Below are 21231 nucleotides of genomic sequence, written 5' to 3'. Positions count from 1 at the left end.
CTTTTCTGGAGCGTCAGGTAGATCTCGATCCACCCCGCGACCAGGCCCTACAACGTCTTCAACCCCCACGGGATCGAAGTCATCTGGAAGTGATCACTCTTCACCATGGGAGAGGTTTAGGCCCCTGCTCGCGTGATATTCGCGCGCGTGACGCAACTCGCTGTCCGACAGCGTGACCGCTCGGGCGTTCACCTCTCCCAAGCGGCTTCGCCAGAGGGGCGTGATCGCCACCTTGACCAGGTGTGTAGATCGATCCGTGCGGGCGTTCTTGCCGCCTCCGCCGACCACCCAGAACTTGACGTCGCCCTGCCGCTCCCTGGTCTCGTCGACTTCGACGTTCAGCTCCAGCTCGATAGATTCGTATCGGAAGTCGAGCCCGTCACGGAGAGGGATCTCCATGACCGCCGCGTGGAGTTGCTCGTACGCCGCTTGGATCGCTTCTTTGAGCCCTACCCGATCCATGGAACCTCCGTCTGGGAGTCGTCAGGGCTCCAGACGCGTTCAGCGACGTGGCGGTTCCAGTGCGTCACACACATGCGGGCGCCCATCCTCGTCCCATCCTCAGTGAGATTGTCGCGACGGCTGGCCTGATCCTGCTGATCTTGGGCCTGGCCCGCGCCTACTGCCTGCAGTACGCTCCCGTGGCCGTCGCCTCCTCTACATCGGCTACATCGGCGCCGCCTACTGGTTGACCTCGTCCCGTCCTTCGGTAAACCGGCGGTGATCATCGGCCGCGCCTTTACCGACGTCTTCGCGGGCATCGCACCCGGCTCGCTCCTGGGCTTCATCGGCATGCAGGTCGTCGGCGGCATGGTCGGACTGGCTTTGGTGGTCCTCATCTTCGTACCGGGCCGGAAAGCCGCTGAGTGACACGTACTACGAGAAAAGGGCAGGCGTCGGCGGCCGTGCGTTGCGTCTAATAGAGGGCGTGACTGATCAGGCTTCTCCCGCGTTGTGGCAGTTCATCCAGGACGACGACCCCGACGCGTTCACGCTCATTGTGGAAACCGCGAATGGGCAGTACGTGCGGCGCATACGTCCGGCGCTACCGCTGCCGTCCGGCGTGGAGCACGGCCCGGGTGCCGAGGCGGCGGCACACACCGCCGCCGCCACCTGGGGTCTGTCCGATTTCGTCTTCCAGTCCGCCTACGCCAGCAAGGGCTCCGGTCGACGCGAGCTCGGCGACAGGCTGTTGCTCGCCGGAGGACGTGGCGCGGTGATCCAGGTCAAGGCGCGCACGATCCAGCCCAAGGACGTGGACAGCGAGGTGGCCTGGATCCAGAAGGTGGCGGCCAAAGCTGTACGCCAGGCCAAGGGCACCGTGCGTCAGTTGCGGATGCTGCCCGCTGACATGGCCAACGGCCGCGATCGCACGCTGTCTGTCGATGGCAACGCCTACGAGTGGATCGGGGTGTTCCTGCTGGATCACGAGCAGGTACCCGAGGGCACGATCTGCTCGCTGGAGCCAATCGGCATCCCCGTGATCGCCCTGACACGGCGGGACTGGGACTTCCTCTTCGACCAGCTGCGCTCCACCACCGCAGTCCTGGACTACCTCTTCCGCGCCGCCGTCGAACCTCCCGTAGCCCTGGGTGAAGAGCCCGTGCGGTACTACGAGTTCGCCGCGGCCGACGCCGAGGCACCCCCCGGTCCCCTCAGCCCCGATGTCGCCGGACTCGGCGGAACCCACTTCTCCACCCCGCTGCTCCCGCAGGCCCCGGTGGGGTCGGACCACGCTCACCGGGTGATGCGACTCATCATGGAGGACGTCGCTACCAGTGCCATCCGATCGCAGATCAGTGAGCCCAACCGGCAGCTCCTCCTCTCCGACCTGGACAAGCTGCCGGTCGGAGCGCGCGCTGAGTGGGGACAGTTGCTGCTGGACATGCTGGCCGACGTGCGTGAGGTACCTGCCGACGAGTCCAAGTGGCGCTGGCGCCGTTCCATCGATCCGTCCGGCACCCGTCAGCTGATCTTCGGATGTGCCACGCGCTTCGGCCCCCAAGTAGAGGCTGCTTTCCAGTCGTACGTACTGCTGCGCCACCACCAGCTCCACCAGCAGACCGGCCTCGCCGCACAGAGCTCCACCCTCGGCGTGCTGCTCACCCCGCGCACCGATGGCAGCCGGCCGTGGGACACCACCCTGCTGCGCACCGAGGGCGACAATGAACTGAGCTCCGAGGAAGTGGAGCGGTACACCGAGCTCTGGAATCCCCAGTCTGCCGAAGCCGCCTGAGCGCGGTCTCCGGCGTTCAACTGATGGCAGGGCCGCTCGATGATCACGAAGTCCCGCCACCGGCCGTGATGCTGACTGATGCGTTCGCGCGTGCCGATGACGCGGAAGCCGCCGCGCTGATGCGGCGGGAGGTTGGCGGCGTCGACGTACACGGAGTGCTCGACAACACCGGCGTACGCGCAGCGGTCGGAGATTTTTGTGGTGGCGACCGCCGTGCACGGCCCCAATTTCCTTTGGCATGCCGTGAGGCCGGACGAGCATGAAGCGGAAGGCCAATCACCCTGGCAGCAGCTCCATCATGCGGGACACCCGGCCCCAGCCCTCTCAGATTGCCGCAAGATCACGCCAACTGAAATGGCTTCTTGGGAACCAACCGCTTGAAACAACTCATTGCGGGCAGTACCGTCCAAGAAAGGTATGCAACAGCGCCGCCGGGGGAGACAGCGATGTCCGGCACAAGGCAGATCCTAAGCGAAATCCGCGGCTGGGCACTTCCTGAGCATCTCGAGGAACAAGCTCCGGCAATCTCTTATGATGCGCAAGTCTACCAACGTTGCTGTATCTGCCTGCGTGAAACTCGCACGCATCCCGGCTTCATTTTAAGCACCGACGTAACAAAGAGAAATTGCGTCCAATGTGGCCCCACGCATCACGAGTTGATCACTCACCGGGCGGAATGTTTTTTCTCATGCGGTGACTGCGACACTGAATTCCACCTATCCATATCGGGGTTCGAGGTGTTCGCTTGCGAAAACTGCGGTGGTGGCCGCTTGGAGCTACGGGCTGGCGAGATCGAACCTCCCTTCAGCGCAGAGTGTCAGCAGGGCTATGGCTGGGAGGAAGCACTGGCACCCCCTGAGCAACAGGAAAATATACGGAACCGGCAGAAGCATGTCTGGGGGGTGTCAGCAGGGCGCGACATTGGTGAGCTAGAGAGGGAGATGCAGCTACCCTCGCTCCGCCCAGACTTCCATGAGGAGTTACAGCTATCAGTTCGATTCATACGACGGCTGTGGATGTTCGGCGGTTACGGAGACGAGACAGATACTGCACTCATGATGGAATACGAGGGCAATTTGCATCATAAGTTATTCAAACTTCTGCATGACCCGCAAGAAGGCGTGGAGGCCGTGGAGCTATGCCGCACCGCCTTGCTGACTCTCCAGACCCGAAGGCCATTTGAATTTGCCTATCTGGAGTACAATTTCACCTCGTACGCCTTCAGTTTGTTGCGAGAATTCGGCGATGTTCTGTTGGCGGCGACGTACAGACCTGGCCTGCGAACCGATGCAATCGCAGCCGCCGAGGACGCTCTGAATTTCTTTAGCATTGGTCCGGGTCGCGAAGTTAAGGGGGCAGCGTGGCAGGTTGCGCACCTGCAATGTGCTCTCGGTGATCTACTCAGCCTTCCGGTTCCTACACTGCCATCCTCCATGCACTTACGGTTGGTCACAGCAATGGAGGCCGTCGGAGAACAGGATGTCCGGACAATCGAAGGACTATCCGACCGCGACACTAGACGGGCAATTCAATTCCTTTCAAGCGCACTCGACAGCGGCCAGCTGTCCGACGCCATGCAGTTCTCGGCTCGTAACTCTCGTGCGATCGCGATTCTCGAAATCAAGGAGCCGAGCAGCGACCTCCGCTGTCAAGCGATTGAGGATCTCGAATCGAATCTCGCGGCTCTTGGTTCAGCCCTATGGCAACCGACCGCGTGGGTTACGATCGGGAACTTGGCGCAGCTGTACCTTGGCGAAGAAAAGCTCGATGCAGCGCTTCCCCTGCTTGAGCAGGTATGCGCGATGGGAGGCTTCCAGCGCCGCCGCGCAGTCGACGTGCAGGTTCTGCACGCCCACACTGAGGAGTTTGTCGAGTACTTCGACACCCTCGCTCTCGTGTACTCCCGTCTTGGTCGCTCTCTTGACGCGTTGTGTGCCCTTGAATGGTCCCGTGGTGCCACAATCCGCTTCCATACGATGGGGGAAGACGAACGATCTGCGATCGAGGAGCAAATGTCGCGGCAGCACACGCGCCAGTCCGTGGCTGCGGTGATAGACATGATCGGCGAAGCGCCGGTTATGCATGAATTACCTAGCTTCGTTGAGGACCTGAGCGTTCTTCGTACGCGGATAGAAGCAGCACTTCGGCAGTGGCAGAGCAGCTCGGGAGGAATAGGATTCATTAGCTTCGCTCTGTGGCGCGACGAGGTCCTGGCCGTTGTTGTTGGGACGACTGTCCAAGTTCGCACTTGGAAGGCTGACTTCGACAGTTTCGCCGCAGCGCTGGTCCTCACCCCCGTGAGTCAGAGCACCTGGCGGGAGAAGCGCCTCAGGAAACTCTTTGCCAAGGCGTACCAAGCCCTGTGGGCTCCCCTTGTCGACCTACTGCGAGATCAGGCATTCACTCGCCTGATCATCAGTGCTCCAGGCGCCCTCAGCAGTATCTCTTTTGAAGCTGTTGCCTCGCTGGCCGAGGCCAGCGGCTCCCAATCCAGGAGGGACATCACCTATCTACCGTCTTTCAGCCTGGTAGAGGACCTGCGGGTGAATGGGTCAACTCCTCGTCAGCCCATGAAGGTGCTTATGGTCACCTATCAGGGGTCGGATCTGGCGTCCGCGGTTAAGGAAGCGGAGATGCTGAGGGAGACGTGGGGTGGGAACCTCACTGTGCTCGATACCAGCTTCGCCGCCAAGGGAGAGGTCCTCGAATATCTGTCCGATCAGTGGGACTTTATCCACTTCGCTTGCCACGGCTCATTTGATGAGGACGACCCGTGGAACTCGGCGCTCCACCTGGCAGAGGATGCGCAAGCTGACAGTCGGCGTGTCACCGCAGCCGACCTGCTCGGCGTCAGGCTGCAGAGGTCACCCGTGATCGTTCTCTCTGCATGTTCCTCCGCATTGACAGGAAATAGCGCGATCAACGATGCAGCCGGACTGACAGGCGCGTTTCTCCGTGCGGGTGCGAGAGGAATCGTGGCTTCACGCTGGCCTGTCTACGACGAGACCGCACTGGCCTTCATGGAGTCGTTTCATAAGGCCATTCGCAAGGGGGCGTCAGCCCAGGTCGCAGTGCGCGAAGCCCAAAACGTACTGAAGGGCAAACGGGGTATAGAGGACTGGGCCGCTTTCAGCTACATCGGCGTGCCCTCGTGGTGATAAGGAGAGGAACCCTGTTGGCTGGACAAAAGGAAATCGAGCTCGTCATCTACACGTCCGATGACGCCGAGGTCGATTCGGTTGTCGACAGACTCAAAGATCTCGGTGCGCGACGACTCGGCCGGGCGCGAATCGTCGACCCGATCAGTGTCGTCGTCATCGCAGGCGCAGTCCTCACCATGGTGAACGGCCTCTTGGAGTTAAGAGATCATCTGTTTCGCCAAGGATCCCTGAACACTTCTACAGACGCGTCCGGATCTGAGATCGTCATCATCGTTCGTAACGAAAACGGAAATGAAGTTCCCTTGGTGCAGGCCGACAGAATGATCCTTGAGCAGATCCTCGAAGAAGAGGGAGATGAAGGAAAGGGCACGTGATCGATTCTTTCCATGTGTACTAATCTCTCCGGGTGGCACCGCTTAGCTAGGCGCTGCGCGGCCTGCACGACTTCTTCTTCGCGGCGGCCTGTTTCGTGGTCGTCTTCTTGGCCGGCAGCTTCTTCGCCGGGGCTTTCTTAGGGCGTGCAGATAATTAACTTGCGGGTTCTGCAACTTGACTCCGCAGGTCAGCGAGTCGATCGCTCGCAAGTTGTTCTTCTGCACGCCCTAACGCTGCAGGTGATGCACTCGCCGTCGGAGTTGAGATCGACGGCCTGCGTGTCTACTAGGCAGCACCAGCTAGAATGTTGTGGCGCTGGCAAGGGTGTCAAGCGAGTCTTCCCAGGGGGCAACGTCAGGCAAGGGGTCGGCGTCGCACATGTGAAAACCAAGCGGCCATCGCATATATATTCCCATTCTCCCCAAGTGTCACATTCTTGGGTGATTGCTCATGATCAACCCCTTTTACTGCTACGCTCCGGTCCCTGAGTTCGCACCGGGGGAGGTGCAGGGCCTTGGCACCCACGAACTCCATCCGGGTCTACGGTCACATCAGCGGGCAGTTCGTGGTGGGCGACCACAACGTCGTGGTCAACGCGAGCGGTGACTCACGGGTTGACGTACGTACCGAGCCGCCGCCGCGGGTGCGGGTGCGTCGTCCGCCCGTGGGCCGGTCGGCACTCCACCGCCCCTCCGGGCTACTCGGGCGAGAAGGTGAACTCGCGCATATTGCACGGTGGTTGGGCGACAGACGGCCGGTGCAGGTCTACGGGCCGCCGGGTATCGGCAAAACTGCCCTGCTCGCCGAGCACGCCGCCAGGTGCGCCGGGGCGGGCCGGGACGTGGTGTACTTCTCGGCCGCCGGGCTGCCCGTGGCGGACATCGTCCAAGAACTCTTCGACGCGTGCTACGCCACCGACGACGCTGACGGCTACAAACCCGCAGCCGACCGCCTGCGCAGGCTCATGGGCTCGGTGGATGCCCTGCTCGTCGTGGACGACTTCGACGGCTCGGCGGACGACCTGACCGTACTGGCGGATGCAGTCCCCTCCTGTGACGTACTACTGGCCTCGACCGGGGCGGTATCTGGCGGGGTGTGGCAGGGGCTGCGCCTGGGCGGGCTCCCGGAGACGGACTCCCTGGCGCTGCTGGGCCGGGAACTGGGGCATCCGCTGGGGGCTGATGAGGCAGCGGCGCTGAGGCTCGTGGCCACGGTGCGCGGACATCCCCTGGCGCTCGTCCAGGCGGCGGCCGCGCTGCGTCTAGGCGGCGGCTCCAACGGATTTGCCGCCGAGGAGTCGGCGCTTGCCTTCGGGATCGCCGGTGATCTGAGTGCCGCGGCCGGGCGGTGCCTGGGCCTGCTCTGCGGGTTCGCGCCGCTGGCGGTCTCCTATGCGCTGTTGGGCGCCTGCTCCGGTACGGCGTCCGCGCCGGATCAGACCGCACTCGCGGAACTGGAAGCGGCGGGCCTGCTGGCGCGGGACGGTTTCGGGTACCGGGCGAGCGGTCCCCTCGCCGCCCTCGTGGCCGAACGTGCTGGCACCCTGCGGCAGTCCGCGGAATTCGCCGCCCCGCTGACCGCCTGGGTCGGCGATGCTGTCCGCACCCACCAGGTCGTGGGGGAGACTGGCGTCGTACTGCTCGTCCTCTCCGCGGCGGAGCGGGCGGGCGACGACGCCGGGGTGTGCCGGCTGGCGCGGACGGTGGCCCCGGTGCTGGCCCGCTCCCTGCACTGGGGGGCCTGGCACCAGGTGCTGGAGGTCGGGGGCCGCGCGGCCCGCAGACTGGGGGCCGTCGAGGACGCGGCGTACTTCGCCCGCGAGGACGACACCCGGCGGTGCGCGCTGGGGATCGTCGCCGGTCTGGCGGTGGGCGGCGCCGCGAGCGGAACGCTCGTCGTGGGCGCCGCGGCGGGCAAGGCGGGCGGCGGCGCGGCGGCCACGACCCAGACCGGGAGCGGTGCGTCCGGCACGCTGCTGAGCCCCGTCGCCGCACATCCTGCGGTCGTCGCCACGCTGGCTGCGGCGATCGTCGTCGGCGGCACAGTCACGGGCTTGGCCGTCACCTCGGACGACGTGACGCCGCCCCCGCCCACCGCCACCGGAACACCCCCGACAACGACGAACACCCAGACCTCGCCCACAGTCACCTCACCGACTTCCACGACACGCACCCCCTCGCCGAGTCCGATCCCGACCGTCCCAGCCGCTCCGACGGGTGCGAAGGCCGAGGCGATCGACCGTTTCACGATCCGCCTGACCTGGACGGACAACTCCGACGACGAGACCGGCTTCGATGTGTACAACGGCGACACATTCCGCACGGTCGGGCCGAACACGACAACGTACGACTGGGGCGGCCTCGATCCGGGGCAGCACATGTGCCTGAGGGTGCGGGCCGTCAATCGCCCGAGAATCTCGCTGTACTCGCCCGTGCGGTCGTACGTCTGCGCCACGACACCAGGACAGCCCGATCCGCCTGAGCCGACCGTCCCCACCGCCCCCTCGGGCGTGGCCGTCGAGGCGCTGGACTCCGCCACAATCCGTGTGACCTGGACGGACAACTCCGACGACGAGACCGCGTTCTGGGTGAACAACGGCGATAGCACGCGGTCGACACAGCCGAACAAGACCTCGTACGACTGGGGCGGCCTGGTGTCCGGGCAGTACATGTGTTTCCGGGTCAGCGCCGTCAACAAGGCGGGAGCGTCCCCGTACGTGCCCACGCAGTCGCCGTACTACGTGTGCGCCACCACGCCCCAGCAACCTCCAGTCCCGTAAGGAGCGCAGCGTGCAGACTCCCGACCCTTCCGAACCCCGCTATCAAGTGTGGACCGGTGATGTGACCACCGGTCAGGTCGTTGTCGGCTCGGGGAACACGGTCCTCCACCAGGGGGCGCCAGCCGTCCCACCCGCGGTCGATCCCGTACGGGGCGAACTGGTCCGCGCGCTGGCACAGGTGCGGCACGAGCTCGCCCAGCTGCGCGCCCAGGACCCGGGCGCCGTACCGGACGAGGACGCCGCGGACGCAGTGCGGGCGCTCGACGAGGCCGAGTCGGAGGCGGCCCGCTCCGAGCCTCACCCCGGAGTGCTGCGTCGCCGTGTCCGTGCGATCATCGACGCGCTCGGTGAGGCGGCTGCCCTGAGCGCCGCCGTCGTTGCACTGCAGTCAGCGTTCGATGCTCTCGTCTCCGCCGGCTGACTGCGGGCACATGCTCAGCGGGCATCTGCGCACGTCCGGAAGGTTCATGCGGCGGCAACGACCACCAGCTCGAGTGAGCTGATCTCAAGAGGGAGAGCAGCGGACCGAAGTTGCTGTTGAGAGGACCGTCGTGCGTGAGCGATGCGTGAGCGGACGATGTGGCAGAGGGCATCACGGCGTGGACTGAGCGCAAGGCGGCGCCTACCCTGACCAGGCGGTTTCGGACACCGAAGAAGCGTCCGGACCCACCCGGCAAGATCCCGCCAGGACTTTTAATCCATTGGTTGTGGGTTCGAGTCCCACAGGGCCTACGGTGCGGGTAGCGGGGGTAACCCCTCTGACCTGCTGTGCAGCGCCCGGGTCGGCTTCGGTCGGCTCGGGCGCTGACTCGTTTTCGGGGCCGTACAACGCAGACCGGGCCGGGCGGTGTGGCTGTGCGTCAGGATGCAGGGGGTCAGACCCGGGTGAGGCGGACCGCCACTGTCTCGCTGACCGTCACCGGCCGGCCGTAGTCCGGGTCCGTCGCCGTCGCGTGGCCCTCGACCTCGACGTCCCCCTTCTGGAAGGGGACCGCGCCGGTGGGTACGGCCGTACCCGTCCAGGCGACCGGGGCGCCCGGGGTGCAGGACACCGAAGTGGAGAAGGAACCGCGGATGAGGTCCCGCTTCTTCACCTGCGTGACGTCGCCCGCCACGGTCACCCGCACCGGCTTGTTGCAGGTCACCGTCCCGTGGAAGGCCGCCTTGCCGTTGAGGGAGCTCGCGGTGCCGTCCAGGGCGATGCCGAGGCCGAGACCGAGTTCGGCCGGCGGGGCCGGGTTCTCGATGTGGACCTCGCCGCGCGCGGCCGCGGTGCCTCCCTCACAGTGCTGCTCGAAGGCGGCGTCGAGCTTCTTCACGTAGCCCTGGGGCCCGAACTCCACTGCGGAGACGGTGAAGGTGCCGGTGAGCTGGTTGCAGCCGCGGCCGTTGCCGCTGAGCGACAGGCCCGGTTCGGTCCCCTCGTTGAACGGGTAGCGGGTGGCTCCCGTGTAGGTCCCGGGTGTCAGTGCCTCGCCGGACGGCGCCGCGAGGTCCAGGGACCACCAGTCGCCGTTCGCTCCGTCGACGGAGACGGAGACCACCCCGTTGTCGGTGTTGCCGGAGACGCTCATGCGGTCCCGCGACGCCGTCACGTAGGCGTAGGACTGACCGCCGCTGATGTAGTCACCCTCGTCGCCGCTGAAGCTGAAGGAGCCCTCGCTGACCGGCAGGGCGTGCGCTTCGGCGCCGGAAAGAAGGCCGGTGGTGCCGGTGGCCATGGCCAGTGCCAGCGCGAGGGTGGCGGTGGCACGGGCCAGGACGTGTCTGGGCAGGCTGAGATTCATGGTTGTTCCCCCTGGTGAGATGGCATGGGTCCCGTCCGCCGACGTGATGCTTCCGCGCGCGCGTTCGCACTCTTGTACGTTTATTTCCGTCGGCGAGGCGAGTCTGCCAAGCGGCATGCTGTGCGACAACTGTGTTTCAGGTGTGCTGAGTTGAGGTTTCAGCCAATACCTGGTGTCGGCTTCGTGAGCCGGACAGGCGTGGCTGTGCCGGAGGGTGCGCCTCGCGCGAGGGGCCGTGCGCAGGCGCGGTGCAGAGGGGACCTCACCGTGCGGCCCGCCGGACGCGCTCACTTCGGTCGATGGGCCGGCCACTGTCCGCGGCGACGTTCTTTGTCACAGCTTGATCAGACGTAGCTCCTCGCTTTGATCCGCCGTGTCCGTGGCCTGCCTAGGCTTGGCCGTCTTGTGGATTTTGAGGGGGAGTTGAAGATGGTGCGACGAAGATCGCTCGCTTTCGTCGGGGTGGCCGCGCTGGTGCCGCTGGTCGCGTCCGCCGTGTCCGCGCAGGCGGCGTCGGCCTCACTGACCGTCACCACGCTGGGGCGGCACGGCGCCAAGGTCGCGACGACGATCACCGTCGTCGCCGTGCCGTCGGGGCAGACGTACAGCGTGAAGTCCGGCAAGCGGCTCAGCCTTCCCGCGGGGCACTACCTCGCGATGACCGACATCTGGGAGCACGGCTCGGAGGGGCTGGGCACGGACACCGTCGGTGCGCTGGACGTCAAGGTGTCGGGCAACAGGTCGGTGACGCTCGACGCGCGCAAGGGCAAGGTCGTGAAGGTGTCGCTCGACACGCCGGCCGACGTGACCGACCCGCCGCGGATCAGCGCACAGTTGTGCGCCGGTACCGTCAGCAACATGCCCTCCGCCTTCAGCACCGGCGGCTGGAACTACCAGGGGGCCCTGTACGCCATCCCGAACTCCTCCAGGCTGCTGCAGTTCGGGTACCTGGCGCAGTGGTCGGGCAAGGACGAGTACGTCGCCGTCAAGAACACCACGGGCATCCCGACCGCCCCCGGTGGGTCGTACAAGCGGTCGAAGCTGGCGACGATGCGCTTCTCGGTGCGCAGCGGCACGCAGATGGCCCGTCAGACCGACACCGCGCTCCAGGCGCAGCCGAAGGTCGACGACTGCACGACCGACCTGATGGCCGGAGTGCGCGACGACAGCGCTCCCTACAGCGCCACCGTCCATGTGACTCCCGGGACCTGGCAGCCGCGCGACGACATCTTCGCGGACAACGGCGACGACGTCAGCGGCGGTTCCCCGAAGGTCAGGACGCTGAAGGCGGGACAGAGTTTCACCCAGTCCTTCGGGCGGGCCGCGTGGAGTCCGATGCACTATCTGCCGACGGTCCGGCAGAAGTCCGTCACCTTCATCCCGGAGGCCCTGATCGGCGACCCCGACGTCGGCATCTGGGGGGCCGACCCGACGAAGGAGACGGTGATCCTCACCAAGGGGAGCACCACCGTCAAGAAGCAGACCATGACCAACTGGGGCGGCGATGACAACGGGTTCTCCGCCGGCATCCACTCGGCCGGCTGGTACGACCTGAAGGTCGACGCCCATCGCTACCACCCCGGCATCACCTTCCCCGCCGGCATGCTGTCGTCGCGCGTCACGCTCGACTGGCACTTCAAGGCCGACCCGGCCAAGTCGGTGGTCGCGCCCGTCTTCATGACCCGTTTCCTGCCCACCGGACTCAACAGCCACAACCAGGCAGCGGCGAACACCACCACCACGGTCGACGTCAGCGCCGGGCGCGGCTCCCAGGACCCCGACGTCAGGTTCACCAAGGTGACCGCCAAGTCCGTCAAGGTCTGGTCGTCCGCCGACGGCGGCAAGACCTGGAAGGCGGCGACGGTCAAGCACTCCGGCACGACCTGGCAGGCGGCCGTCCACAACCCGGCCTCCGGCGCGGTGGCCCTGCGCTCCGAGGTGACCGACGCCGCCGGGGACCGCTCGGTTCAGACGGTGTACCGGGCGTACGCCATCGGCTGAGGGCAGGGCTCTCGTCAGGTCACAGAAGGTGGCGGTTGGGTGTCTTGGCCCGCTCCCCGTACTCGGCCGCCACCACCACGTCCACGCCCTGCTCCGTCAGCAGCCCTGTCCCGTCCGCCGCCTCGACGAACGTGTCCGGCTCCCGCCACGCCGTCACCACCCGGCGTACCCCCGCGTCCAGGATCAGCCGGGCGCAGGGGGCGGGGCGGGAGGCACGGTGGGTGCAGGGTTCCAGGCTGGTGTAGACCGTGGCCGTGGCGAGGCGGGGGTCGGCCGGGGCGATCTTCGCCAGCGCCGCCTCCTCGGCGTGCACGACTGGGTCGCCGCCCTCCCTGGAGTGGCCGCGCGCCAGTTCCGTGCCGTCGGCGGCCACCACGACCGCGCCCACGCTGAACGCCGTCCGCGACGGCGGGCACTGGGCCGCCAGGTCGCAGGCCAGCGAGAGCCAGCGGTGGTCCGCGGCGGAGGACCACAGGCCCGTGCCGGGGGCCGTGGGCTCGTAGCGCATCAGCACCACGTCCTCGATCCGACGGGTCTCCACCAGGCGCAGCCGGCCCGGCTGGTAGGCGCCCGGGCCGAAGAGGCGGGGGGCGTGCGGATCGCCGACGAACAAGGGGGCCAGCACCAGCTGCACCTCGTCGGCCAGGCCCTGCTGGAGCAGCTGGGTGTGGATGCGGCCGCCGCCCTCGACCATCAGGCGGTCCACTCCGCGCACCTCGTGCAGATGGGTCAACAGGCGGCGCCAGTCCAGCGTGGGGCCCAGCGCGACCACGTCGGCCGCCAGGCCCGCCGCACGGGCCCGTTCCGCGCCCTTCTCCGTCGTGTAGACCAGCTTCTCGCCGCCCGTGTGCCAGAAGTTCGCGTCGGGATCGAGGTCGCCCGAGCCGCTGACCGTGACCTTCAGGGGGTACGGCGGTTTCCCGGCCGCCACCCGGGCCGCCCGGCGTTCCTCGGAGTTCACCAGCAGGCGGGGGTTGTCGGCGCGGATCGTGCCCGCGCCGATCAGGATCGCGTCCACGGAGGCGCGGACCTCGTCGACGCGGTCGAAGTCGGCCGGGCTGGAGAGGAGCAGGCGGTCGGGGCCGGTGTCGTCGAGGTAGCCGTCGAGGGAGACGGCGGCGGAGAGGAGGACGTACGGGTGGGGCATCTGTGCGGTCCCTCTCGGAGGCGGGTGCGGCAGAACGGCGGGGTTCTTCCTGAACTGCGAGAACGGTGGGTGCTTGAGCTGCGGGAACGGCGGGTGCTGGAGGCGCAGGGACAGCGGGTCTTGGTTCAAGTTTGAAACAAACCTACACTGGGGGCATGACGACCCGCTGGCTCACCCCCGACGAGCAGCGCGCCTGGCGCGCGTACATCGCCGCCTCGCTCCTCCTCGAGGACACCATCGACCGGCAGCTCCAGCAGGAGGCCGGCATGCCCCACCTGTACTACTCCATCCTGGCCAACCTCTCCGAGGCGCCGGAGCGGCGGCTGCGGATGACCGATCTCGCCGAGGGGCTGAAGATCACCCGGCCCCGGCTGACGTATGCCGTCGCCCGGCTGGAGAAGGACGGGCTGGTGCGGCGGGAGAGCTGCCAGTGGGACAAGCGCGGCAGCGTCGCGGTGCTGACGGACGGGGGTGTGGCGGTGCTGGAGCGGGTGGCGCCCGGGCATGTGGAGACAGTCCGCACCTCGCTGTTCGACCGGCTCACCCCGGAGCAGGTGGGGCAGTTGGAGGACATCTTCACCAGCGTCACCGAGGGGTTGCAGGGGGACGACGGGACCTCCGAGGAGGTCCCGTGGCGTCGGCGGTCGTCCCCGTCCTGTTCGTGACGGGCGCCACAATCCTGTTGCTTCAAATTTAAAGCATGGGGTAGGGTCTCGACCCGTGGAGCTGCTTCAAATCTGAAGCAGATGTCTCTACGGAGCCTATGGACCGGAGTACCCGCATGACCGAGACCCCTGCCGCCACCCAGCGCTCCCGCGTCCGCGTCCCGCTCCGCTTCGGGGACGGCTACCACGTCGACGCCGAACTGGTCACCTTCCACGGCCTGGCCGACGGGCAGGAACACCTCGCCGTCGTCCTCGGCGACCCGGGACCCACACCCCTGGTGCGGCTGCACTCCGAGTGCCTCACCGGCGACGTCTTCGGTTCCGCCCGCTGCGACTGCGGACCCCAGCTGCGCGAGGCCGTCGAGCGCATAGCCGAGCGCGGCGGCGTCCTGCTCTACCTCCGCCAGGAGGGCCGCGGCATCGGCCTCTACAACAAGCTCGACGCGTACGCCCTCCAGGACCAGGGCCTCGACACCTACGCCGCGAACACCGCGCTGGGCCTGCCCGAGGACGCCCGGGACTACACGGCGGCGGCCCAGATGCTCCAGGCCCTCGGGATCGGCGAGCTCGACCTGCTCTCCAACAACCCCGACAAGGCGGCCCAGTTGCGCGACCTCGGCATCGGCGTCCGCGACCGGGTCCCCACCGGGGTCTTCACCACCGCCCACAACGTCCGGTACCTGCGCGCGAAGGTCCTGCAGACCCACCACACGCTGCCGCTGGGGGAGTTGAGCGAGCTCAGCGTCGGCTGACGGGGGTGACGGGGGTGTAGCCCGCTACACCCCGGTTCGGGAGGGTGCTCCCTCGTGGGGGCGATCGGTCGGCGGAATCGTGGATCACGTCGATTCCGACCGCTGATTGTGGAGGCCTCCCGAGCCATGGCAACTGTCCTTTACCACCTGGGCCGTGTGTCCTTCCGTTGGCGATGGTTCGTCGCCGTGCTGTGGATCGGGGTCCTGGGAGCCGTCGGCTTCGCCTCGACCAAGGCGTCCACCCCCGCCGACGAGGGCTTCACGATGCCCGGCATCGAGTCCCAGAAGGCGTTCGACCTGCTGGAGCAGCGCTTCCCGGGCGCGGCCGCAGACGGGGCGAGCGCACGGATCGTGTTCATCGCGCCGAACGGCGAGAAGGTCACCGCCGCCGGGAACAAGGCGGCGATCGAGAAGCTCGTCGGGTCCGCCTCCGACGGCTCGCAGGTCGCCTCCGCCGTCGACCCCTTCCAGGCGAAGGCCGTCAGCAAGGACGGCACGACGGCCTACGCGACCGTCTCCTTCGAGGTCAGGGCCGACGGCCTCACCGACGCGAGCAAGAAGCACCTGGAGTCGGCGATCGACGTGGCCCGGGACGCGGGCCTGCGCGTCGAGGTCGGCGGGGACGCCCTCGCCACCCAGCCCTCAGCGGGCGGCGCCGCCGAGGTCATCGGCATCGCGATCGCCGCCGTCGTCCTGCTCGTCACCTTCGGCTCGATGGCTGCCGCCGGGCTGCCGCTGCTCACCGCGGTCATCGGCGTCGGCATCAGCATGACCGGCATCCTCGCGCTGTCGAAGGCCTTCGGCCTCTCCGAGAACACCGGCACCCTCGCCACCATGCTCGGCCTGGCCTGCGGCATCGACTACGCCCTGTTCGTCGTCTCCCGCTACCGCGAGGAGCGCGCCAAGGGGCACGACCCGAGAGAGGCCGCCGGCCTCGCCGTGGGGATCGCCGGGTCCGCGGTCGTCTTCGCCGGCCTCACCGTCGTCATCGCGCTCGCCGGACTGTGGGTGGTCGGCGTCCCGATGCTCACCAAGATGGGCCTGGCCGCGGCCGGCGCGGTCGGTCTCTCCGTCCTGATCTGCCTGACCCTGGTCCCGGCGCTCCTCGGCTTCTGGCCGAACGCCGTCCTGTCCCGGGGCGCCCGCCGCGACTCCGAACGCCACCGCCGCAAGCAGCTCAGGACGGAGAACGGCGGCTCCCGCTGGGCGCGGATCGTCGTACGGCATCCCCTGCCCGTCCTCCTGCTCGGCGTGGTCGGCCTCGGCGCCATGGCCACCCCGGCCCTCGACCTCCAGCTCGGGATGCCGGGTGACGAGGCGAAGGCGACGTCCACGACGGAGCGGCGGGCGTACGACGCCCTCGCCGCCGGGTTCGGGCCCGGCTTCAACGGGCCGCTGACCGTGGTCGTGGACGCGAAGGGGGCCCCGGACGCGAGGACCGCCGTGGCCACGGTCGCGAAGGACATCGCCGCGACCCGGGGTGTGGTCACCGTCTCGCCCGCCCGCTTCAACCAGGCCGGGGACACCGCGGTGCTCGCCGTGACGCCCTCCACCGCGCCCACCGACGAGAGGACCAAGGACCTCGTCCAGACCATCCGTGACGAACGCTCCGGCATCGAGGCCGAGGCGGACGCGAGCTTCGAGGTGACCGGCAAGACCGCGCTGGACATCGACGTGGCGCAGAAGGTGCAGGACTCGCTGATCCCGTATCTCGCGGTGGTCGTGGGCCTCGCGATCGTGCTTCTGCTGCTCGTGTTCCGCTCGCTGCTGGTGCCCGTGAAGGCGGCCTTCGGTTTCCTGCTCTCGGTGCTGGCCGCGCTCGGCGCGGTGGTCGCGGTGTTCCAACAGGGCCATGGCGCCGGGCTGTTGGGAGTGGAGACCTCCGGGCCGATCATGAGCATGATGCCGATCTTCCTGGTGGGCATCGTCTTCGGCCTCGCCATGGACTACGAGGTGTTCCTGGTCTCGCGGATGCGGGAGGCCTACGTCCACGGGGACGAGCCGAAGCAGGCGATCGTCTCCGGGTTCCGGCACAGTGCCCGGGTCGTGGTGGCCGCCGCGCTGATCATGATGGCGGTGTTCTCCGGGTTCATCGGCGCCGGTGAGTCCATGATCAAGATGATCGGCTTCGGGCTCGCCGTCGCGGTCCTGTTCGACGCGTTCGTGGTGCGGATGGCTGTGGTGCCGGCCGTGCTGGCGCTGCTCGGCCACAAGGCCTGGTATCTGCCGCGGTGGCTGGACCGGGTGTTGCCGAACGTCGATGTCGAGGGCTCGAAGCTCGTGAGGTCGGTCGAAGTCGCCGATGAGGAGCGGGTGTTGAGTCTCCGCTGAGTTCTGTCGGCGGTTCTCTGCGGGTTCGTGGGGGCTGGTCGCGCCCACGCGGCGGAGCCGCACATCGATACAGCCCCGCGCTCCTACGGGGCGCGATGCGGCCGGCCCCTCTTCATCGCTCAGCCAACAGACGGGACACCCTCATGCCTTCTCACCCTCGGATCATGGTCGCCGGGCTCCTTCTCGCCTGCGGGACTCTGGCCGTCACCGTAGGTGTGAGCCGGGACGACGACTCCCCCGCGCCCTCCGGAAACGGCCCGTACGTCGCCCTCGGTGACTCCTACACCGCGGGGCCGAAGATCCCGGACCAGAACGGCGACCCGGCCGGCTGCGACCGCTCCGACCGCAACTACCCGTCCCTCGTCGCCGCCGGACTCCACATCAAGGGCGCCGACTTCAAGGACGTCAGCTGCTCCGGCGCGACCATCGCCGACCTGACCGGGAAACAGTCCACCGAGGACGGCACCAACCCCGCCCAGCTGAAGGCCCTCTCGCACGACACCCGCCTGGTCACCCTCGGGATCGGCGGCAACGACATCGGGTTCGCCTCGACGGTCGAGCGGTGCGTGGGCATGGGCGCGCTGTACGCGCTCACGCGCGGTTTCGCGCCCGAGGACGCGCCCTGCGCCCGCAAGTACGGCGACGGCGTACAGGAGAAGACCGAGGCCGCCGGCGCACACCTCGCCGAGGCGCTCGGTGAGATCCGGCGGCGCGCCCCCGAGGCACGGGTCTACGTCGTCGGCTACCCGGCGATCCTGCCGTCGGACGCCGCCGAGTGCGGCCGCGAGATGTCCCTCGCACCAGGCGACGTGGCCTTCCTGCGGAACCAGGAGCAGCGGCTCAACGCGGAGCTGCGCAAGCGTGCCGAGGCCGCCGGAGTGGAGTACGTCGACACGTACACGCCCTCCGAGGGCCGCGACGCCTGCTCGGCGCAGGGCACACGGTGGATAGAGCCGCTGGCCCCGAAGAGCCCCGCGGCCGCCGTGCACCCCAACGAGCGGGGCGAGCGCGGGATGGCCGAGGCCGTACTGCGCAGGACGCGGTCGGCGCTGTGAGCGCGCGGCCTCACTTGGGTGTGTGCGCCAGATACGTCAGGACCGCCAGCACCCGCCGGTGGCCGCTGTCGCTCGGCGGCAGGTCCAGCTTGAGGAGGACGTTGCCGATGTGCTTGCTGACCGCGCGCTCGGTGACGACGAGCGTCGAGGCGATGGTCGTGTTGTCGTGGCCCTCGGCCATCAGCTTCAGCACCTCGCGTTCGCGCGGGGTGAGGGAGTCGAGGGGGGTGTCGCGGCGGCGGGTGAGCAGTTCGGTGACGACCTCGGGGTCCAGGGCGGTACCGCCCGCCCTGACCCGCTCCAGCGCGTCGAGGAACTCGTCGACCCGGCCGACCCGGTCCTTGAGCAGGTAGCCGACCCCGCTGGTGCCACCGCCGAGCAACTCGGCGGCGTACGACTCCTCGACGTACTGCGAGAGGACCAGGACCGGCAGCCCGGGGATCTTCTCGCGGGCCTCCAGCGCCGCCCGCAGTCCCTCGTCGCGGAAGCCGGGAGGCATCCGCACATCGAGCACGGCCACGTCCGGCCGGTGCTCCAGCAGGGCCGGCATGATCTCGGGGCCGGTGCCCACGACGGCCACGACCTCGTGTCCGGAGGACGACAGCAACAGGACGAGCCCCTCTCGCAGAAGGGCGTTGTCCTCGGCGATCACCACACGCACGGCAGCTCCACATCGATCACGGTCGGGCCTCCGACCGGGCTGGTCACTTCCAGTGTCCCGTCGAGGGCGGCGACCCTGCGCCGCATCCCGAGCAGACCCGAGCCCTGCGCCTCGTCGGCACCGCCCCGGCCCTCGTCACGGACCCGCACGGTCAGACCGCGCCGGGTGCGGGTGAGGTGCACCTCGGCCCGGTTCGCCCCGCTGTACTTGGCGACGTTGGTCAGCGACTCCGCCACCACGAAGTAGGCGGCCGCCTCCACCGCCGCGGGCGCCCGGGTGCCCGCCTCCAGGCCGCCGTCCTCCACACGCACCGCGAGCCCGCTGCTCGACGCCAGGGCCCGCACCGCGCCGACCAGACCCCGGTCGGTGAGGATCGGCGGATGGATGCCGCGCACCACCTGCCGCAGCTCAGTCAGCGCCTGTTCGGCCTGGTCCTGGGCGTCGTCCAGCAGTTTGCGGGCCGCGTCGGGGTCCCGGTCGTAGGCCCGCTTGGCGAGTCCGATGCGCATCGACAGCGCCACCAGGTTGGCCTGGGCGCCGTCGTGCAGGTCCCGCTCGATGCGGCGCAGTTCGGCCTCGTGGGCGGCGATCGCGTCGGCCCGGGTCTCCTTCAGCTCCTCGACCCGCCGGGCCAGCCTGGCCTTCGGGGAGGGCATGAGCAGCAGGGTCGACCAGCGTGCCTCGGTGTCCGCGAGCCGCACGATCAGCGGGAGGACGACCGGGCTGCGGCGCAGCGCCCCGGCCCACACGCCGTCGACCACGAGGCCGACGGGCCACAGCGGGAGGGCGAGGGCGAGGAGGGCGCCGTAGAGGTAGTAGCAGACCATCCAGCGGACGTCGGTGAGCGTGCCGGGGTCCTTCACGGAGATCCGCAGCCGCTCGCGCAGTGTGCCGGTGATCGGCGTGTACGCCTCGGGGATGTCCTTGCCTGTCCACAGGGCGGTCAGGTTGCGCTTGGCGCCCGCGATCCGCCGGATCAGCAGCACCGCCTCGGGCAGCAGCCAGCAGCCGACGACCGCGACCGTGCCGATGCCGGCGATGAGCAGCACGGTGATGAAGATGTAGATGCCGAAGCACATCGCCGCGGCGACGACGAGATGCACGGTCGCCATCCCCGCACGCTGCACTGTCCTCCACATGCGACTCACGCTAGATGATCCGCTCCCGGTCGCACGGTGTAGCCCGCTACACCATCTGCCGGTCCCGCGTGCATGCAGGCCGTCGCGTCGGTGCGGCCCGTCGGTCACGCGTGCACGCGTACGCGCAGGTCGGCGCGCCGGACCTCCAGCACCCGCCGGTACGGCAGCACCCGCCACGCCCCGTCCGGCTGCGGCACCCCGCTCGACGCCACGATCACGCGCTCGCCGTCGGCCCGGTACCGCAACCGGAAGAAGTCGGGGCCGCGCCGCAGGCTGACCTCGGACTCCGGGTCCTCGTCGGCGTACGCGTACAGCGCATCCCCGGTCAGCAGCAGGCAGTTGAGGCTCGCGAAGGCCGCGCGGGACCGTATGTCGTCGGCGGCCCGGGCGAGGGCGTCGACCGGGCCCCTCGCCCGCAACAGGGTCAGCACGCGCAGGAAGAACCGCTCGGAGTCGGTGCTCCCGGCCGCTCCCGCGAGCAGTGCGGGGTCGATGAGCCCGTCGAGCGCGTCGTACGGGGAGAAGAAGCCGTTGTGCGCGAAGGCGAGGCCGTCGGCGGTGAACGGGTGGGTGTTGCCCGGCACGACGGGCAGTCCGGGGCTCGCCATCCGCAGGTGCAGTACGGCGGCGTCGGTGGGCGTCCCGGCCAGGGCCCGGTCCCACAGCTCGTCGCCGACGGCCCGCCCGGTCCCCTTGACGACCCGCGGTCCGGCGCCGTCCTGGCCCGGCAGGGTCGCGACCCCCCACCCGTCACCGTGCTCCCGGCTCAACTCCGTGAAGGGGGCGGCGAGGTCGCCCAGGGCGGTGCTGAGGGGGAGCGGGGCGCGGGTGACCACACCGAGGAGGCGGCACATGGGCGCGACGGTACTAAGACGGGCTGTCCCCACCGTGGTCGCGGACCCAGTTCCGGTGGGCGTTCGAGCCCTCGCGCCCCGGAGAGAGCTTCAGCATGACCCCGTCGTCGATCTGCTCCAGGACCGTCACCACATAGGGGGACCCGGCGTGCACGGCGAGCCGGACGCTGCCGTTGGCGAACTCGGTCACCCGGAGCGTCCGGCCGCCGGAGAGCGGGATGTCCCGCTTGCCGATCTCCGTCGGGTGCTCCTCGGCTGCGGTCATGGGCTCCTCCTCGTTTCCCGTGA

17 protein-coding genes and 2 pseudogenes are annotated in these 21231 nt (G+C 68.3%); 11 read left to right on the top strand and 8 right to left on the bottom strand.

The features are described 5' to 3' along the window. Window positions 1–93 precede the first annotated feature (93 nt). Window positions 94–462, bottom strand: coding sequence for a trypco2 family protein (locus ACZ48Z_RS36565; RefSeq protein ID WP_468740224.1), 369 nt, complete (start codon window positions 460–462; stop codon window positions 94–96). A gap of 98 nt (window positions 463–560) precedes the next feature. Between ACZ48Z_RS36565 and ACZ48Z_RS36560 the strand changes: the two are divergent. Together ACZ48Z_RS36560 and ACZ48Z_RS36555 are read left to right on the top strand one after the other, a co-directional pair. Further along, window positions 561–870: pseudogene (locus ACZ48Z_RS36560) on the top strand (aquaporin family protein); the annotation flags it as partial. 58 nt (window positions 871–928) lie between these two features. Then, the gene (locus ACZ48Z_RS36555; RefSeq protein WP_468740223.1) at window positions 929–2236 is read left to right on the top strand and encodes a hypothetical protein; all 1308 of its coding nucleotides are present in this window, start codon (window positions 929–931) and stop codon (window positions 2234–2236) included. Between the two features lie 32 nt (window positions 2237–2268). On the opposite strand, the pseudogene ACZ48Z_RS36550 reads toward ACZ48Z_RS36555, so the two are convergent. Then, window positions 2269–2445, bottom strand: a pseudogene (locus ACZ48Z_RS36550) (GNAT family N-acetyltransferase); the annotation flags it as partial. An 846-nt stretch (window positions 2446–3291) separates the two neighbouring features. Here ACZ48Z_RS36550 and ACZ48Z_RS36545 point away from each other — a divergent pair. From ACZ48Z_RS36545 to ACZ48Z_RS36530, 4 genes are all read left to right on the top strand, one after another. Beyond that, a complete protein-coding gene (locus ACZ48Z_RS36545) occupies window positions 3292–5394 on the top strand; it encodes a CHAT domain-containing protein (RefSeq protein ID WP_468740222.1) in 2103 nt (700 codons plus the stop codon). A 17-nt stretch (window positions 5395–5411) separates the two neighbouring features. Continuing rightward, window positions 5412–5771, top strand: a complete 360-nt coding sequence (locus ACZ48Z_RS36540; protein WP_468740221.1) for a hypothetical protein — start codon at window positions 5412–5414, stop codon at window positions 5769–5771. Window positions 5772–6511: 740 nt separating this feature from the next. Beyond that, window positions 6512–8551 carry a hypothetical protein gene (locus ACZ48Z_RS36535; RefSeq protein ID WP_468740220.1) on the top strand — a complete coding sequence of 680 codons (2040 nt, stop codon included), beginning with the start codon at window positions 6512–6514 and terminating at the stop codon, window positions 8549–8551. 10 nt (window positions 8552–8561) lie between these two features. Next, window positions 8562–8972 (top strand): hypothetical protein, encoded by a 411-nt coding sequence (locus ACZ48Z_RS36530; protein ID WP_468740219.1) that lies wholly within the window; start codon window positions 8562–8564, stop codon window positions 8970–8972. 454 nt (window positions 8973–9426) lie between these two features. Here ACZ48Z_RS36530 and ACZ48Z_RS36525 read toward each other — a convergent pair whose 3' ends face one another. Continuing rightward, window positions 9427–10338 carry a hypothetical protein gene (locus tag ACZ48Z_RS36525; protein ID WP_468740218.1) on the bottom strand — a complete coding sequence of 304 codons (912 nt, stop codon included), beginning with the start codon at window positions 10336–10338 and terminating at the stop codon, window positions 9427–9429. Between the two features lie 429 nt (window positions 10339–10767). Here ACZ48Z_RS36525 and ACZ48Z_RS36520 point away from each other — a divergent pair, with 429 nt between their 5' ends. After that, entirely contained in the window at window positions 10768–12339 is a 1572-nt protein-coding gene (locus ACZ48Z_RS36520) for a hypothetical protein (RefSeq protein ID WP_468740217.1), read from the top strand. A 19-nt stretch (window positions 12340–12358) separates the two neighbouring features. Here the strand turns inward: ACZ48Z_RS36520 and ACZ48Z_RS36515 are convergent, their stop codons facing one another. Next, complete coding sequence (locus ACZ48Z_RS36515) at window positions 12359–13486, bottom strand: dihydrofolate reductase family protein (RefSeq protein ID WP_468740216.1); 1128 nt, start codon at window positions 13484–13486, stop codon at window positions 12359–12361. A gap of 155 nt (window positions 13487–13641) precedes the next feature. Here ACZ48Z_RS36515 and ACZ48Z_RS36510 point away from each other — a divergent pair, with 155 nt between their 5' ends. The 4 genes from ACZ48Z_RS36510 to ACZ48Z_RS36495 all read left to right on the top strand — a co-directional run bounded on the left by ACZ48Z_RS36510 (window position 13642) and on the right by ACZ48Z_RS36495 (window position 18289). Then, window positions 13642–14151 carry a MarR family winged helix-turn-helix transcriptional regulator gene (locus ACZ48Z_RS36510; RefSeq protein WP_468740215.1) on the top strand — a complete coding sequence of 170 codons (510 nt, stop codon included), beginning with the start codon at window positions 13642–13644 and terminating at the stop codon, window positions 14149–14151. A 116-nt stretch (window positions 14152–14267) separates the two neighbouring features. Next, on the top strand, window positions 14268–14903 hold the full coding sequence (locus ACZ48Z_RS36505; protein ID WP_468740214.1) for a GTP cyclohydrolase II: 636 nt from the start codon (window positions 14268–14270) through the stop codon (window positions 14901–14903). 126 nt (window positions 14904–15029) lie between these two features. Continuing rightward, complete coding sequence (locus ACZ48Z_RS36500) at window positions 15030–17234, top strand: MMPL family transporter (RefSeq protein WP_468740213.1); 2205 nt, start codon at window positions 15030–15032, stop codon at window positions 17232–17234. 143 nt (window positions 17235–17377) lie between these two features. Continuing rightward, window positions 17378–18289: an SGNH/GDSL hydrolase family protein gene (locus ACZ48Z_RS36495; RefSeq protein ID WP_468740212.1), complete on the top strand. Its 912-nt coding sequence runs from the start codon at window positions 17378–17380 to the stop codon at window positions 18287–18289. A 10-nt stretch (window positions 18290–18299) separates the two neighbouring features. Here the strand turns inward: ACZ48Z_RS36495 and ACZ48Z_RS36490 are convergent, their stop codons facing one another. The 4 genes from ACZ48Z_RS36490 to ACZ48Z_RS36475 all read right to left on the bottom strand — a co-directional run bounded on the left by ACZ48Z_RS36490 (window position 18300) and on the right by ACZ48Z_RS36475 (window position 21208). Then, window positions 18300–18950 (bottom strand): response regulator, encoded by a 651-nt coding sequence (locus ACZ48Z_RS36490; RefSeq protein WP_468740211.1) that lies wholly within the window; start codon window positions 18948–18950, stop codon window positions 18300–18302. After that, complete coding sequence (locus ACZ48Z_RS36485; RefSeq protein WP_468740210.1) at window positions 18938–20089, bottom strand: sensor histidine kinase; 1152 nt, start codon at window positions 20087–20089, stop codon at window positions 18938–18940. Before ACZ48Z_RS36485 ends, ACZ48Z_RS36490 begins: the two co-directional genes overlap by 13 nt. A gap of 104 nt (window positions 20090–20193) precedes the next feature. After that, window positions 20194–20943 carry a class II glutamine amidotransferase gene (locus ACZ48Z_RS36480; protein WP_468740209.1) on the bottom strand — a complete coding sequence of 250 codons (750 nt, stop codon included), beginning with the start codon at window positions 20941–20943 and terminating at the stop codon, window positions 20194–20196. 13 nt (window positions 20944–20956) lie between these two features. Beyond that, a complete protein-coding gene (locus ACZ48Z_RS36475; RefSeq protein ID WP_468740208.1) occupies window positions 20957–21208 on the bottom strand; it encodes a hypothetical protein in 252 nt (83 codons plus the stop codon). Window positions 21209–21231 lie beyond the last annotated feature (23 nt).

This window comes from Streptomyces sp. NPDC031225 (genome assembly GCF_055570355.1).
This window is presented reverse-complemented; position numbering and strand designations above follow the sequence as displayed.